Origin of the sequence: Klebsiella sp. CN_Kp104, assembly GCF_040064515.1 — a bacterium.
Taxonomy (GTDB): Bacteria; Pseudomonadota; Gammaproteobacteria; order Enterobacterales; family Enterobacteriaceae; genus Klebsiella; species Klebsiella aerogenes.
Window position 1 is genome coordinate 96623 of record NZ_JBEAII010000006.1, and the last position, 15296, is coordinate 111918.

Annotated in this window: 12 protein-coding genes; 5 read left to right on the forward strand and 7 right to left on the reverse strand. The window is 55.5% G+C overall.

Annotation, left to right across the window (positions count from 1 at the left end):
- Window positions 1-256: 256 nt before the first annotated feature.
- Entirely contained in the window at window positions 257-1300 is a 1044-nt protein-coding gene (locus tag ABLU80_RS09460; RefSeq protein ID WP_015368234.1) for a GMP reductase, read from the forward strand.
- 30 nt (window positions 1301-1330) lie between these two features.
- Here the strand turns inward: ABLU80_RS09460 and hofC are convergent, their stop codons facing one another.
- The 4 genes from hofC to nadC form a co-directional block, all read right to left on the reverse strand.
- Window positions 1331-2536 carry a protein transport protein HofC gene (hofC, locus tag ABLU80_RS09465; RefSeq protein WP_047079955.1) on the reverse strand — a complete coding sequence of 402 codons (1206 nt, stop codon included), beginning with the start codon at window positions 2534-2536 and terminating at the stop codon, window positions 1331-1333.
- Window positions 2526-3911, reverse strand: a complete 1386-nt coding sequence (gene gspE / locus ABLU80_RS09470) for a type II secretion system protein GspE (RefSeq protein ID WP_348849925.1) — start codon at window positions 3909-3911, stop codon at window positions 2526-2528. The genes hofC and gspE overlap by 11 nt, the downstream gene beginning before the upstream one ends.
- Window positions 3912-3921: 10 nt before the next feature.
- Window positions 3922-4353 (reverse strand): prepilin peptidase-dependent pilin, encoded by a 432-nt coding sequence (gene ppdD, locus ABLU80_RS09475; protein ID WP_020079603.1) that lies wholly within the window; start codon window positions 4351-4353, stop codon window positions 3922-3924.
- A 181-nt stretch (window positions 4354-4534) separates the two neighbouring features.
- On the reverse strand, window positions 4535-5428 hold the full coding sequence (gene nadC, locus ABLU80_RS09480; protein WP_015368230.1) for a carboxylating nicotinate-nucleotide diphosphorylase: 894 nt from the start codon (window positions 5426-5428) through the stop codon (window positions 4535-4537).
- A gap of 137 nt (window positions 5429-5565) precedes the next feature.
- On the opposite strand from nadC, the gene ampD reads away from it, so the two are divergent.
- Window positions 5566-6129, forward strand: coding sequence for a 1,6-anhydro-N-acetylmuramyl-L-alanine amidase AmpD (ampD, locus tag ABLU80_RS09485; protein WP_032716028.1), 564 nt, complete (start codon window positions 5566-5568; stop codon window positions 6127-6129).
- Window positions 6126-6980: a beta-lactamase regulator AmpE gene (gene ampE, locus ABLU80_RS09490; RefSeq protein ID WP_032709890.1), complete on the forward strand. Its 855-nt coding sequence runs from the start codon at window positions 6126-6128 to the stop codon at window positions 6978-6980. The genes ampD and ampE overlap by 4 nt, the downstream gene beginning before the upstream one ends.
- A gap of 178 nt (window positions 6981-7158) precedes the next feature.
- On the opposite strand, the gene ABLU80_RS09495 is transcribed toward ampE, so the two are convergent.
- From ABLU80_RS09495 to aroP, 3 genes are all read right to left on the reverse strand, one after another.
- Window positions 7159-8109 (reverse strand): family 43 glycosylhydrolase, encoded by a 951-nt coding sequence (locus ABLU80_RS09495; RefSeq protein WP_348849926.1) that lies wholly within the window; start codon window positions 8107-8109, stop codon window positions 7159-7161.
- The gene (locus ABLU80_RS09500) at window positions 8109-9515 is read right to left on the reverse strand and encodes an MFS transporter (RefSeq protein WP_348849927.1); all 1407 of its coding nucleotides are present in this window, start codon (window positions 9513-9515) and stop codon (window positions 8109-8111) included. The genes ABLU80_RS09495 and ABLU80_RS09500 overlap by 1 nt, the downstream gene beginning before the upstream one ends.
- Window positions 9516-9686: 171 nt before the next feature.
- Window positions 9687-11060, reverse strand: coding sequence for an aromatic amino acid transporter AroP (aroP, locus tag ABLU80_RS09505; protein WP_161799840.1), 1374 nt, complete (start codon window positions 11058-11060; stop codon window positions 9687-9689).
- A gap of 645 nt (window positions 11061-11705) precedes the next feature.
- On the opposite strand from aroP, the gene pdhR reads away from it, so the two are divergent.
- Entirely contained in the window at window positions 11706-12485 is a 780-nt protein-coding gene (gene pdhR / locus ABLU80_RS09510) for a pyruvate dehydrogenase complex transcriptional repressor PdhR (protein ID WP_015368223.1), read from the forward strand.
- A 140-nt stretch (window positions 12486-12625) separates the two neighbouring features.
- The gene (gene aceE, locus ABLU80_RS09515; protein ID WP_015368222.1) at window positions 12626-15289 is read left to right on the forward strand and encodes a pyruvate dehydrogenase (acetyl-transferring), homodimeric type; all 2664 of its coding nucleotides are present in this window, start codon (window positions 12626-12628) and stop codon (window positions 15287-15289) included.
- Window positions 15290-15296: the final 7 nt, after the last annotated feature.

The following is a 15296-nucleotide window of genomic DNA, read 5'->3' on the forward strand; positions in this document are numbered from 1 at the left end:
AAGATTTTGTTAAATCGAAAAAGTATCCATAATGTGAATTGTGATTCACTTTATATATAAAAAACAATTGGTTAAAAATGACGCAATGGTAAGGAAAGCACACGAATGTGTTTTTCGCTATTCACCAGGTAAATTTTAACGATTGTAGCGTAAAAAAAGTGAAAATCGCAGTCTTGCGCGGCTATGATTCGTGCGTATGATAGCGTCACTGGAGTTGTGCTCTCACATTAATGCAATTAACCCCAGGAATTCGCACATGCGTATTGAAGAAGATCTGAAGCTAGGTTTTAAAGACGTTCTTATCCGCCCGAAACGCTCTACCCTCAAAAGCCGTTCTGATGTTCAACTGGAACGTGAATTCACCTTTAAGCATTCAGGCCAGACCTGGTCCGGCGTACCGATTATCGCTGCTAACATGGATACCGTCGGTACCTTCAGCATGGCGAAAGCCTTGTCCGCTTTTGGAATTCTGACCGCCGTGCACAAACACTACAGCGTTGAAGAATGGCAGGCGTTTGTGCAGAGCGAATCCGCAGAAGTGCTGCAGCATGTGATGGTTTCCACCGGTACCTCTGACGCGGATTTTGAAAAAACTCAGCAGATCCTGACCCAGAATCCACAGCTGAACTTCGTCTGCATAGACGTGGCTAACGGCTACTCTGAACATTTTGTTCAGTTTGTGGCGAAAGCGCGCGCCGCCTGGCCACAAAAAACCATTATCGCCGGCAACGTGGTGACCGGTGAAATGTGTGAAGAACTGATTCTCTCCGGCGCTGATATCGTTAAAGTGGGCATTGGCCCTGGCTCCGTCTGTACTACCCGCGTGAAAACCGGCGTTGGCTACCCGCAGCTGTCTGCGGTGATTGAATGTGCCGATGCCGCGCACGGTCTCGGCGGCCAGATCATCAGCGACGGCGGCTGCACCATGCCGGGCGATGTTGCGAAAGCTTTTGGCGGCGGTGCCGATTTTGTCATGCTCGGCGGGATGCTGGCGGGTCACGAAGAGAGCGGCGGTACCGTGGTTGAAGAGAATGGCGAAAAATTCATGCTGTTTTACGGTATGAGCTCTGAATCGGCGATGACTCGCCACGTCGGCGGCGTTGCGAAATATCGTGCCGCGGAAGGTAAAACCGTTAAGTTGCCGCTGCGCGGCCCGGTTGATAATACCGCGCGTGATATCCTCGGCGGCCTGCGTTCAGCATGCACCTATGTTGGCGCTTCCCGCCTGAAAGAGCTGACCAAACGTACAACCTTTATCCGCGTACAGGAACAAGAGAACCGCGTGTTCAACAGCCTGTAATGACGATGGCTGGCGCTCTGGCGCCAGCCATTAACTCCCCGTTGTGCCCAGCGCGTCCCCCAGATGAAAAACAGGTAGGTACATCGCTACCACCAGCACACCGACGATCGTTCCGGTCACCACCAGCAGTATTGGCTCCAGCAGCGTCGCCAGATTATCCGCCTGCTGATGAGTTTGCTCGCTATGATGGCGGGCCAGGTTATCGAGCATCGTATCCAGCGCTCCAGATGCCTCGCCGGTACGAATGAGCTGCAGGCACAGCGAGGTAAATCCGCCACAATTCGTCAGCGCCTGCCAGATTGGTTGGCCATGGATAATCTCTGCGCGCGCCTGTGCAATCCGCTGCCGCCACAGCGGGCAGCCCACGGTTTCCTCGACGCTCTCCAGCCCCTGGACAAAGCTTATGCCCGCGCTTTGGGTCAGTGAAAGAATGGTAAATATTTGGCTCAGTTGCTGGCCGTTGATCAGCCGACCCGCTATTGGAATCGCGTGAAATAATCTTTGCCTTAACAGCAGCCAGCGTGGCCGACGCCGGGCTAGCCGGTTGAGAAAAAGTAGAATAGCAAAAAGAGGCGGCAGCAAGGGCCAGTAGCGGGCCAACGCATCGCCAAGGTGAATGACCATTTGCGTCAGCAAGGGGAGCGGCGTGTTGAAGGTCCGATAGATGGCGGTAAATTCCGGCAGAACGAAAAACAGCATCGCCACGACCAGCGCCAGCGCTAATGTCAGGATAACGATCGGATAGCGCAGCGCCTTCTTTACCTTTTCTGTCAGACGCTGTTGTTCCTGCTGCTGTAGCGCGAGCTGAAAGCAGCAGCGTTCCAGTTTACCGGTGAGCTCGCCGGTGCGGATCATCGCCAGATAGAGCGGGGGGAAGACCTGTGGCCATTGCGCCAGGGCGCTGGAGAGAGAAACGCCATTTGCCAGTTCCTGCGCCAGCATTCGCAGCAACGCCTGCCACTGTTTGTGAGGCTGTTGTTGGGCCAGCAGCTCCAGCCCTTCAGCCAGCGGTAAACCAGCCTGCAGCAGCGTGGCAAGCTGGCGGATAACCTCACCGCTGTAGCGCGGGCGCCACAGCGAATTCTGTACCGTTTTACGCCGTAGCGCCAGCGTCAGGATCCGCTGCTGTTCCAGTGATGCCAGCGCCTGCCCACGCGTTTCTTGCCACAGGGCGCCCTCGCACATCATTCCTTGCTTATTCATCCCCCGCCACTGCCAAAGCTGCTTAGTCGCCATGCTGGATCCCCAGCACTCGGATAATCTCTTCAAGAGTGGTTAATCCACGCTCCACCGCTTCACAACCGCTTTCAAACAGCGTCATCATGCCGGCTTCGCGGGCCAGCGTTTCGATTTCCGCCGCGCTGTGATCGCGATTAATGGCCTGACGCAGCGCGCTATCCACCGGCAGCAGTTCGAATAAGGCCAGGCGGCCGTAGTAACCGTGGTAGCACTGTGGGCAGCCAACCGCCAGCCAGCCGGGCAATGGGCGTGGCCAAAGACTGTGCGGCACCTCGGTAGGGCGGCCGCCATCGCGCCGGCAGTGGGGGCACAGTTTTCGTACCAGCCGCTGGGCGACCACCAGCGATAGCGCCGAGGAGATCATCCAGCGCGCTACGCCCATTTGTTGCAGGCGAATTAACGTTTCGCTGGTGGAGTTAGTATGCAATGTAGAGAGCACCAGATGCCCGGTTTGTGCGGCTTTAATGGCGATTTCCGCGGTTTCGGCATCGCGAATTTCTCCGACCATGACGATATCCGGATCCTGACGCAGCAGCGCCCGCAGGACGCTCTGGAAGGTAAGCCCGGATCGCGGGTTGATCTGCGTTTGGTTGAGCCCGGTAAGCGGGATCTCCAGCGGATCTTCCACGCTGCAGATATTGACCTCTTCGCGGTTTCGCGCCTGCAGCGCGCTGTACAGGGTGACGGTTTTGCCACTCCCCGTAGGCCCGGTAACCAGTAGCAACCCCTGCGGCTGGTTCAATGCGGCGCGGAAAAAAGCAAGCTGACGAGAGGAGAGCCCCAGAGCTTCCAGATCCAGCGCCTGCTCCACCTGGTGTAATAAACGCAGGACGATTTTCTCCCCGCCGCGGCAGGGGAGGGTTGCAATGCGAAAGGAGACCGTGCGCCCGGTAAGCGTCAGAGTGAACTGTCCATCCTGCGGTAGACGATGCTCGGCAATATCGAGGTTGCCCAGCACCTTAAGCCGTGCGGCTATTGGCGCAGCCAGCGTGGCCTCAAGTAACGGTAGGGCATGCAACACGCCATCGACACGCAGGCGTATCCGCAGCTGATTTTCCGCCGGCTCAATATGGATATCAGAGGCTCGCTGGCGCAGCGCCTGCTCCAGAATTTGATTCAGTAGATCGGTTACGCCCTGGGGGTTACCCGTGGCGGAGTCTGCTGCTGACCGCGGTGCCTCATGCTGATGCTTATCCATCCGCTCCTGGCTCCAGCATTCAATATCGATGCGCTTTTGGGTAGCGAAGCGCAGCGCTTCCATCAGTTCTGGCGACGGCGTATCCACGACGGCGATAACGATGGTCTGCTCGTCGCTCTTCAACAACAGTGCGTGATGGCGCTGACAGAGTGAGAGTAGCTGTTCGGTTTTCATGGCTGTCACCTCAGTTAAAGCGGAAGACATCTTCGCAGGCCTGCTTTAACGCGCTGTCATCGCCGATGGCGCAGACGCGCTGCCAACCGGTGATACCGTTGGCGTTATCCCAGGAAGGGGTCAGGGTGACGGCCAGGCCGTTAAGGCTCTCCTGCCCGGTCAGCGTGACCACCCCTTGGGCGACGCTCATCGCCGATACATAGCGGGTAGTCGACGGTGAAGGGATACCGTTGCTGCCGCCATCGCAGCTGGTTAGTCCGCCGTGGTCCAACGCGCACAGCTCTATTGCCGTGCGGTAGGGCACAAAGGTTTGCAGCATATCGGTGAGGGCGGCTTTGCGTAGGTAGTTTTGGTAGGCAGGGATGCCGATGGCGCTGAGGATGGCGATAATGCCGATAACCACCATTAATTCGATCAGGGTAAAACCACGTTGCTTATCCATAAGTCACTCCTTGTTGGTTGTGGGGTGACTTTGGCGCGATTACGTCGCGGCGGCGAGGAGGAAAAATACGCTTAGGATGCAGGCATCCAGCTTTTCGGTAGCATTTTCAAAGATGCACGGGAAGCGTGCGAGGCGTCTCGCAAAAATAACCCCGATACCCGGTGGATATCGGGGGAGAGAATTAACGAAAACGCATGGACAGGTCGAGGGCCCGTACGTGCTTAGTGAGTGCGCCGACGGAAATATAGTCAACGCCGGTTTCCGCGAATTCGCGAATGGTATCGAAAGTAACGTTGCCGGAGACTTCCAGCGCCGCCTGGCCGTTGGTACGTTTTACCGCCTCACGCATCAGGTCGGTGGTGAAATTGTCGAGCATGATGATATCAGCGCCGGCTTTTAACGCTTCATCCAGCTCATCCAGCGTTTCGACTTCGACTTCCACCGGTACGTCCGGGTGCAGCCAGAAGGCTTTTTCCACCGCCTGACGTACCGAACCAGAGGCGATGATATGGTTTTCTTTGATCAGGAAAGCGTCGAAGAGGCCCAGACGGTGGTTCGCGCCGCCGCCGCACAGCACCGCATACTTCAACGCGGTGCGCAGGCCTGGTAATGTTTTACGCGTATCAAGCAGTTGCGTTTTGGTGCCTTTGAGCAGGTCGACGTAGCGGCGTACTTCGCTTGCTACCCCGGAGAGGGTCTGCACGAAATTCAGCGCGGTGCGTTCGCCGGTCAGCAGCACCCGCGACGGCCCGTCCAGTTCGAACAGCGGCTGATCGGCTTTTACCGTATCGCCGTCAGCCACGTGCCAGGTGATGCTGACATCGTCGCCGGCAAGCTGAATGAAAACTTCTTCTACCCAACGCTTACCGCAGAATACCCCATCTTCGCGGGTGATAACGACGGCGTGAGAGCGCGCGTCCGATGGCAGTAATTGCGCGCTAATATCGTTGTTAGCGTCAACTTCGCCGCCCAGATCTTCGCGTAGTGATTGCGCGACGGCGTCGGTAATATCGAGATTAATACGTTCCAGCAGCGCGTCACGGCGGCGGTCGGGGCTGTAGCGACGAGGCGTCATGATAAAGCTCCAGATAGATAAGATTCAGAAGTGGGAAACATGCTAACCTGAACCACGTTTCTGTACCACACATACCCAATGGATTTCGCGTCGCCTGTGGGGCCGCCGGGATCTACGTTTGCGAAAGGAGATTCCCCATGCAGTTGAATGGCGGATGGCTGGTGGGCGCGCGTCGGGTGCCTTCGCCGCATCACGATTGCCGCCCGGACGATGAAAACCCTTCTTTACTGGTGGTACATAATATCAGCCTGCCGCCGGGGGAGTTTGGCGGCCCGTGGATTGACGCGCTATTTACCGGTACATTGGATGCCGACGCGCATCCTTACTTCGCCGGGATTGCTCATCTGCGCGTTTCGGCGCATTGTCTGATTCGCCGCGATGGCGAGATAGTCCAGTATGTACCCTTTGATAAGCGCGCATGGCATGCGGGCGTCTCCAGCTATCACGGCCGCGAGCGCTGCAATGATTTTTCGATCGGCATTGAGCTGGAAGGGACGGATACTCAGGCCTACACCGAGGCGCAGTACCAGCAGTTAGTGGTGATTACCCAGGCGCTCATCCAGCGTTATCCTGGTATTGCTGATAATATTACCGGCCATTGCGATATCGCGCCGGTACGTAAAACGGATCCCGGCCCGGCCTTTGATTGGGCAAAATACCGCGGTATGTTGGCCGCATCGTCACATAAGGAGATACCATGACGTTGTTTACTACGCTGCTGGTTCTCATCGCCGAGCGTCTGTTCAAACTTGGCGAGCACTGGCAGCTCGATCATCGCCTGGAGGTACTGTTCCGCCGCGTGAGGCATTTCTCGCTGTTCGGCACCGTGCTGATGACCGTCGTCGCGGTGGCGGTGGTATACGTTATTCAACGCCTGCTACAGGGGCAGCTATTTAACGTACCGCTGCTGGTGTTCTGGATTTTGCTCGGCCTGCTGTGTATCGGCGCGGGCAAGGTGCGCCTGCATTATCATGCCTATCTGAAGGCGGCGGCGAACAACGATAGCCACGCCTGCGATTCTATGGCCAGCGAGCTAACGCTTATTCACGGCGTGCCGCCGGGCTGCGATCGTCAGGAGTATCTCCGCGAGCTGCAAAACGCACTGCTATGGATCAACTATCGCTACTATCTCGCGCCGCTGTTCTGGCTGGTGGTCGGCGGCCCGTGGGGGCTGTTGACGCTAACCGCTTATAGCGTCCTGCGCGCCTGGCAGACCTGGCTTGCGCGCTATCAGACGCCGCGCCATCGTTTACAGTCCGGCATTGACGGTATTCTGCATATTGTCGATTGGGTGCCGGTGCGCCTGGTTGGCGTGGTATACGCGCTGCTGGGGCACGGCGAAAAAGCGCTGCCGGCGTGGTTTGCCTCGCTAGGCGATCGTCACTCTTCACAGTATCAGGTATTAACTCGTCTGGCCCAGTTCTCGCTGGCCCGCGAGCCGCACGTCGATGCGGTTGAGACACCAAAAGCGGCGGTTTCCATGGCGAAGAAAACCTCGCTGGTGGTGGTGGTGATTATGGCGCTGCTGACCATCTACGGGACTTTAATTTAACGGCCCGAAGCCAGGCGCTGCTGGGCTTGGCGCACTCATGTCGCCGGATGGCGCTGCGCTTATCCGGCCTACGCTCCGCGGCCCGGTAAGCGCAGAAGTGGTAGCCCTGCTAAGCGCAGCGCAAGCAGGGAAAATTCCAGTGGTGGAGTTGGATCCCGGACGGCTCGCTGTTCACTCGCTACAACGTATCAGCAGGAGGGATGCCGAAGTCGGGCATCCCGTTTTCTTGCCAGCGCACTAACTTCAGCCGGGTGTGACGGTTAGGATCGTACAGCGGGTCGCCTTCGATTTCGGTGTAGTTGCGCGCGTGGTACACCAGCACATCTTCCCCCTCCGGCGTTTGCGTAAAGCTATTGTGGCCGGGACCATACTGGCGGTTTTCGTAGCTGGTGCGAAATACCGGCTGCGGGGATTTGTGCCAGTTAGCCGGCTGTAGCGGATCGGCCTGAATATCTATCCATAATAATCCCATGCAGTAGTTTTCATCGGTCGCGCTGGCGGAATAGCTGATAAACAGCTTATCGCCGTGTACCAGCACCGCAGGCCCCTCATTGACCATAAATCCCCGGCATTCCCAGGCAAACTCCGGCTTACTCAGCATGATCGGCGTGCCTTTTAGCGTCCACGGGTTTTCCAGCTCCGCCAGATAGAGATTGGTATTGCCGGCGATCTGCGGGTCTTTCTGCGCCCATAAATACCAGCGTTTCCCTTGATGGCAGAAGGTGGTGGCATCGAGGGCGAAGGTATCGAACGGGGTGATAATTTGCCCTTTTTCCTGCCAGCGGCCGCTGAGCGGATCGCTGTCGGTACACTCAAGGGCGAACATCCGGTGCTGGAACATCCCCTGGGCGTCGAGGTCATGGGTCGGGGCGGCGGCGAAATAGATATACCACTTGCCGTCGATGTGGTGGAGCTCCGGCGCCCAAATCAGCTGGCTCATCGGACCGCTTTGCGGCTTGCGCCAGACGGTCACCGGCTCGGCTTCACGCAGGCCTTCCAGCGTGGCAGCGCGGCGGATCTCCAGCCGATCGTATTCCGGCACGGAGGCAATAAAATAGTAGTGGTCGTGATGGCGCAGGATAAAAGGGTCCGCGCGTTGTTCAATAAAGGGGTTAGGCCAGTTGTTCATCAGGCTTTCCTTATGTGTTCATTGGTTTTCAATTCCTGGAGTTCATTCAGTTCGCTGTAGTTACTGCGGCGTTTTTCCAGATCGCTCTGGATTTGGCGCATCAGATCACGGTCAACTTTCAGCAGGCGTACGACGCCTGCGGTAATCAGGTAGCCAACGCCGGGGATCACAGAGAACAGCAGTACGATACCGTTTAGCGCCGAGGCGCTTTGCTGCTTCGCGCCGGCATCGTAGCCGTACCACGACAGCAGGAAACCCACCATGGCCCCGGCGACCGCCAGCCCCACTTTCAGGAAGAACAGGTTACCGGAGAAGCTGATGCCGGTGATCCGTTTACCGGTTTTCCACTCGCCGTAGTCATCAACGTCGGACATCAGCGACCAGTGCAGCGGCGACGGGATTTGATGCAGGATATTGAGCAGGAAGTAGAGCACCAGAATCAGCGTTGTGGCATGCGGATTAAAGAAGTAGAACGCGCAGGAGAAGACTGCCAGTACAATGTTGGTCCAGAAAAAGACCTGCAGTTTACACCAGCGGTCGGTCAGCACTTTCGCCAGCATGCTGCCGATCATCATGCCGACCACGCCAAGGCTGATAAACAGAGTGGCGAAGTGGGTGCTTTGCCCCATCACCCAGGTGACGTAGTACATGGTGGCGGCCATGCGAATAAAGCCGGGGCAAACGTTACATAGGGTTAAGAGCAAAATGCGAACCCACTGGTCGTTTTTCCACACGTCTTTGAGGTCTTTTTTCAGCTCGTCGTTGGTTTGTACCGCAGGACGGATGCGCTCGCGTACGGTGGCGAAGCAGAACAAAAACATACACATGCCGATGAACGCCAATACGGTCATCGCCATTTGATAACCTTTCGCTTTATCGGCGCCGCCGAACCACTCCGCCATTGGCAACAGAGTCAGCGAGAGCAGAAGCGTCGCGATACCGACCAGCACAAAGCGGTATGACTGGCAGGCGACACGTTCTTGCGGGTCGGATGTCATCACCGTCCCCAAAGAGCAGTAGGGGATGTTAATCGCGGTATAGGTTATCGACAGCAGGAAGTAGGTGACGAAGGCATAGATAACCTTGCTGTTGTAGGTCCATTCCGGGGTGGTGAACATCAGCACGCTGAACAGGGCGTAGGGGAAGGCCATCCACAGCAGCCATGGGCGAAAGCGGCCATATTTACTGCGGGTGCGGTCGGCCATCGCCCCCATGATCGGGTCGGTGACGGCATCGATGACGCGCACCGAAAGCAGCAGCACCCCAACCAGCGCCGGCGCAAGACCAAAAATATCCGTATAAAAATAGTTAACGAACAACATGATGGCGCCAAAGATAATGTTACATCCGGCATCGCCCATCCCGTAGCCAATCTTTTCTTTCAGCGAAAGTGTATTGCCTGTCATCCTGGAACTCTCCATTGCAGTCTGGAGAGAATTATTGGTCTTAGCGTCGGGAATTACGTTGCAGTAATCCGTCATCGATATGGATAAAACTGTTACAGGAAGGAAAGTGTGAAGCAGATAACAATGCGCCGTGCCCGTCGCTCGAGGACGGACACGGCGTGACGAGATGTATTATTGTGCTTTTACGACGCCGGCGCTTTTCTGCTTAAACAGATAGCCAACGCCGAGAACGGCAATCCATACCGGTATCAGCCACACCGAAATCGCCATTCCCGGGGTCATCAGCATGATGGCCAGTACCGCGACCATAAATAGCAGGCATACCCAGTTACCCAGCGGGTAGAACAGTGCCGGGAAACGTGTTTTCACGCCTTCTTGCTGCTTAGCGCGACGGAATTTGATGTGCGCGAGGCTAATCATCGCCCAGTTAATCACCAGCGCGGAGACCACCAGCGCCATCAGCAATCCGAACGCCGATTCCGGCGCCAGGTAGTTGATCAGCACGCACAGCGCGGTGACTACGGCGGACACCAGAATGGTGTTGACCGGTACACCGCGTTTATCGAGAGTCAGCAGCGCTTTCGGCGCATTACCCTGCTGCGCCAGGCCGAACAGCATACGGCTGTTACAGTACACGCAGCTGTTGTAAACCGAGAGCGCGGCGGTGAGCACCACGATGTTGAGGGCGTTTGCCACCAGCGTATCGCCGAGTTCGTGGAAGATCAGCACGAACGGGCTGGTATCGGCGGTGACGCGCGTCCACGGCAGCAGGGAGAGCAGCACGGCCAGGGAGCCTACATAGAAAATAAGGATACGGTAGATAACCTGATTGGTGGCTTTCGGGATGCTCTTTTCCGGGTTGTCCGCTTCTGCCGCGGTGATGCCCACCAGTTCCAGACCGCCGAAGGAGAACATAATGATCGCCATCATCATCACCAGCCCGGTGAAGCCGTGCGGCAGGAAACCGCCCTGATCCCACAGGTTACTGACCGTTGCCTGCGGGCCGCCGTTGCCGCTGAACAACAGCCAGGCGCCGAACAGAATCATGGCCACTACCGCGACGACTTTAATAATCGCGAACCAGAATTCCATTTCGCCGAACACTTTTACGTTGGTCAGGTTAATGGCGTTAATGGCGATGAAGAAGACCGCCGCGGAGGCCCAGGTAGGGATTTCCGGCCACCAGAACTGGATATATTTGCCGACGGCGGTCAGTTCCGCCATGGCGACAAGCACATACAGCACCCAATAGTTCCAGCCGGAGGCAAAGCCGGCAAAGCCGCCCCAGTATTTATAAGCAAAATGGCTGAATGAACCGGCTACCGGTTCTTCGACGACCATCTCGCCGAGTTGACGCATGATCAGGAAGGCGATAAACCCGGCGATAGCGTAGCCGAGAATAATACCAGGACCTGCAGATTGAATCACTGACGCACTACCCAGGAATAAGCCCGTACCAATAGCGCCTCCTAGCGCAATGAGCTGTATATGGCGGTTCTTCAAGCCGCGCTTGAGTCGATCGCCATGCTGTTGACCTTCCATCATGAAACCTCGTGTGTGGTTATTATGTTTATACGCTTCATCCTTCAGGTTGCTGCTTTGCTGTCCGTCTCTGCCAAATAGCATAGTTAGCTAATTTCAAGGCTTTTGAGGCCAGTTTTTACCCGAGTGACGCAACGCACACATTGTTGTGTTTGTGTAATTATGAAATTCCATTTTTGTATTGATTTCTTTACGGAAAGCAAAGCGGAAATTCCCTCAAAGACCTTTCGCCTGATGCAGAATAATGGTAAGGGCGTGCGAATGCACCTGCTTTATGAAGGGATGATGACGGAACGAACAAAAAGACACCGTTTGTCATTTTTTCTTACCACCGCCACCGCTACCCTTTATTGGTTATCTATTCACTTTATTGGTTTATAAATGCACTTTTTCGCTTCTTGAATCGGTTCAGAAAGCGTAATTTTTCGTTTATATAAAGTTAATGCTACCCCTTGCTGGGTAAATGTAAGTTTTGTGCAAGGTTACATTTCTGAAACGTTATTTCTGTAAGGTTGTTAAAAAAGGCCAGGTTTACTGATTTCAATCAAAACCTGTATGGACAGGAGGTGAATACTTTGTTACTTTAGCGCTACGAACTTTAAATTGGTAAGACCAATTGACTCCGGGCGAATGGCAGAGACAGGGAATATGGCCTACAGCAAGATCCGCCAACCAAAACTTTCTGATGTGATAGAGCAGCAGCTGGAGTTTCTGATTCTTGAGGGGACGTTGCGCCCCGGTGAAAAACTCCCGCCTGAACGCGAACTGGCAAAACAGTTCGACGTTTCCCGTCCCTCGCTCCGTGAGGCGATTCAACGCCTCGAAGCCAAGGGCCTGTTGCTTCGTCGCCAGGGCGGTGGAACCTTTGTACAAAGCAGCCTGTGGCAGAGCTTTAGCGACCCGTTGGTCGAGCTCCTGTCCGACCACCCTGAATCCCAATTCGATTTGCTGGAAACCCGTCACGCGCTGGAAGGCATCGCGGCTTATTACGCGGCGCTGCGCAGCAATGATGAAGATCGCGACCGTATTCGCGAGCTGCATCAAGCCATTGAGCGGGCCCAACAGTCCGGCGATCTCGACGCCGAATCCGGCGCTGTCGTCCAGTACCAAATCGCCGTCACCGAAGCGGCGCACAATGTGGTGTTGCTCCATCTGCTAAGGTGTATGGAGCCGATGCTGGCACAGAACGTTCGTCAGAACTTTGAATTGCTGTATGCCCGCCGGGAAATGCTCCCGTTGGTCAGCAACCATCGTACTCGCATTTTCGAGGCGATAATGGCCGGGGAGCCGGAGCAGGCGCGTGAGGCGTCGCACCGTCACCTGGCGTTCATTGAGGAAATTTTGCTGGATCGTAGCCGTGAACAGAGTCGTAGAGAACGTTCACTGCGTCGTTTACAGCAACGAAAGGACGAGAACTCCGGTTCTTAAGCGCCATTTTTTAGAGCGCGGCAACTAAACGCAGAACCTGTCTTATTGAATTTTTGGTTGTTCATCAGAGTGACACGCTAAAGAGTTCAATGGGACAGGTTCCAGTTAAATCAACGATTAGATAGATAAGGAATACCCCCATGTCAGAACGTTTCCAGAATGACGTGGATCCGATCGAAACTCGCGACTGGCAACAGGCGATCGAATCGGTCATCCGTGAAGAAGGTGTTGAGCGTGCTCAGTATCTGATCGACCAGCTTCTTTCTGAGGCCCGCAAAGGCGGCGTGAAAGTAGCGGCCGGTGCGGCAGCGCATAATTACGTCAACACTATTGCCGTTGAAGATGAACCGGAATACCCGGGCAATCTGGAGCTGGAACGCCGTATTCGTTCAGCGATCCGTTGGAACGCCATCATGACCGTTCTGCGCGCATCGAAGAAAGATCTGGAGCTGGGTGGCCACATGGCATCCTACCAGTCTTCCGCTACCTTCTACGAAGTCTGCTTCAACCACTTCTTCCGTGCGCGCACTGAGAAAGACGGCGGCGATCTGGTTTACTTCCAGGGTCACATCTCTCCGGGCGTATATGCACGTGCCTTCCTGGAAGGTCGTCTGACTGAAGAGCAGATGAACAACTTCCGTCAGGAAGTTCACGGTAATGGTCTGTCCTCTTATCCGCACCCGAAACTGATGCCGGAATTCTGGCAGTTCCCGACCGTATCAATGGGTCTGGGGCCGTTGGGCGCTATCTATCAGGCTAAATTCCTGAAATATCTGGAACACCGTGGTCTGAAAGACACCTCTGCGCAAACCGTTTACGCCTTCCTGGGCGATGGCGAGATGGATGAGCCGGAATCTAAAGGCGCTATCACCATCGCGACCCGTGAAAAACTGGATAACCTGGTCTTCGTCATCAACTGCAACCTGCAGCGTCTGGACGGCCCGGTCACCGGTAACGGTAAAATCATTAACGAACTGGAAGGCATCTTCGGTGGTGCTGGCTGGAACGTTATCAAGGTTATCTGGGGCGGTCGTTGGGATGAGCTGCTGCGTAAAGACACCAGCGGTAAGCTGATTCAGCTGATGAACGAAACCGTTGACGGCGACTACCAGACCTTCAAATCCAAAGACGGCGCCTACGTTCGTGAGCACTTCTTCGGTAAATATCCGGAAACCGCCGCGCTGGTTGCCGACTGGACTGACGAGCAGATCTGGGCCCTGAACCGTGGCGGTCACGATCCGAAGAAAGTCTACGCTGCACTGAAAAAAGCGCAGGAAACCAAAGGCCAGCCGACCGTGATTCTGGCGCATACCATTAAAGGTTATGGTATGGGCGACACCGCGGAAGGTAAAAACATCGCGCACCAGGTTAAGAAAATGAACATGGACGGCGTTCGCTACGTCCGCGATCGTTTCAACGTGCCGGTGGCTGATGCCGATATCGAAAAACTGCCGTACGTGACCTTCCCGGAAGGTTCCGAAGAGCACACTTACCTGCACGCTCAACGTGAAAAGCTGAACGGCTACCTGCCGACTCGTCAGCCGAAATTCACTGAGAAACTGGAGCTGCCGACCCTGGCCGACTTCAGCGCGCTGCTGGAAGAGCAAAACAAAGAAATCTCTACCACTATCGCTTTCGTTCGTGCCCTGAACGTGATGCTGAAGAACAAGTCGATCAAAGATCGTCTGGTGCCGATCATCGCCGATGAAGCGCGTACTTTCGGTATGGAAGGTCTGTTCCGTCAGATCGGTATCTACAGCCCGAACGGCCAGCAGTACACCCCGCAGGACCGTGAGCAGGTTGCATACTACAAAGAAGACGAGAAAGGCCAGATTCTGCAGGAAGGTATTAACGAGCTGGGCGCAGGCGCATCCTGGCTGGCTGCTGCGACCTCCTACAGCACCAACGACCTGCCGATGATTCCGTTCTACATCTACTACTCGATGTTCGGCTTCCAGCGTATCGGCGATCTGTGCTGGGCGGCTGGCGATCAGCAGGCTCGCGGCTTCCTGATTGGCGGTACTTCCGGTCGTACTACGCTGAACGGCGAAGGTCTGCAGCACGAAGATGGTCACAGCCACATTCAGTCGCTGACTATCCCGAACTGTATCTCCTACGACCCGTCTTACGCGTACGAAGTCGCTGTCATCATGCATGACGGTCTGGTACGTATGTACGGCGAAGCGCAAGAGAACGTTTACTACTACATCACTACACTGAACGAAAACTACCACATGCCGGCCATGCCGGAAGGCGCCGAGGAAGGTATCCGTAAAGGTATCTACAAACTCGAAACCCTCGAAGGTAGCAAAGGTAAAGTTCAGCTGCTGGGCTCCGGTTCTATCCTGCGTCACGTTCGTGAAGCAGCGCAGATCCTGGCGAAAGATTACGGCGTAGGTTCTGACGTGTATAGCGTCACCTCCTTCACCGAACTGGCGCGTGATGGCCAGGATTGCGAACGCTGGAACATGCTGCACCCGCTGGAAACTCCGCGCGTACCGTACATCGCTCAGGTGATGAACGACGCTCCGGCTGTAGCATCCACTGACTATATGAAACTGTTCGCCGAGCAGGTTCGTACTTACGTACCGGCTGATGATTACCGCGTACTGGGTACCGATGGCTTCGGTCGTTCCGACAGCCGTGAAAACCTGCGTCACCACTTCGAAGTCGATGCTTCCTACGTGGTCGTTGCGGCGCTGGGCGAACTGGCTAAACGTGGTGAAATCGATAAGAAAGTTGTGGCTGACGCCATTGCTAAATTCGACATCGATGCAGAAAAAGTTAACCCGCGTCTGGCGTAAGAGGTAA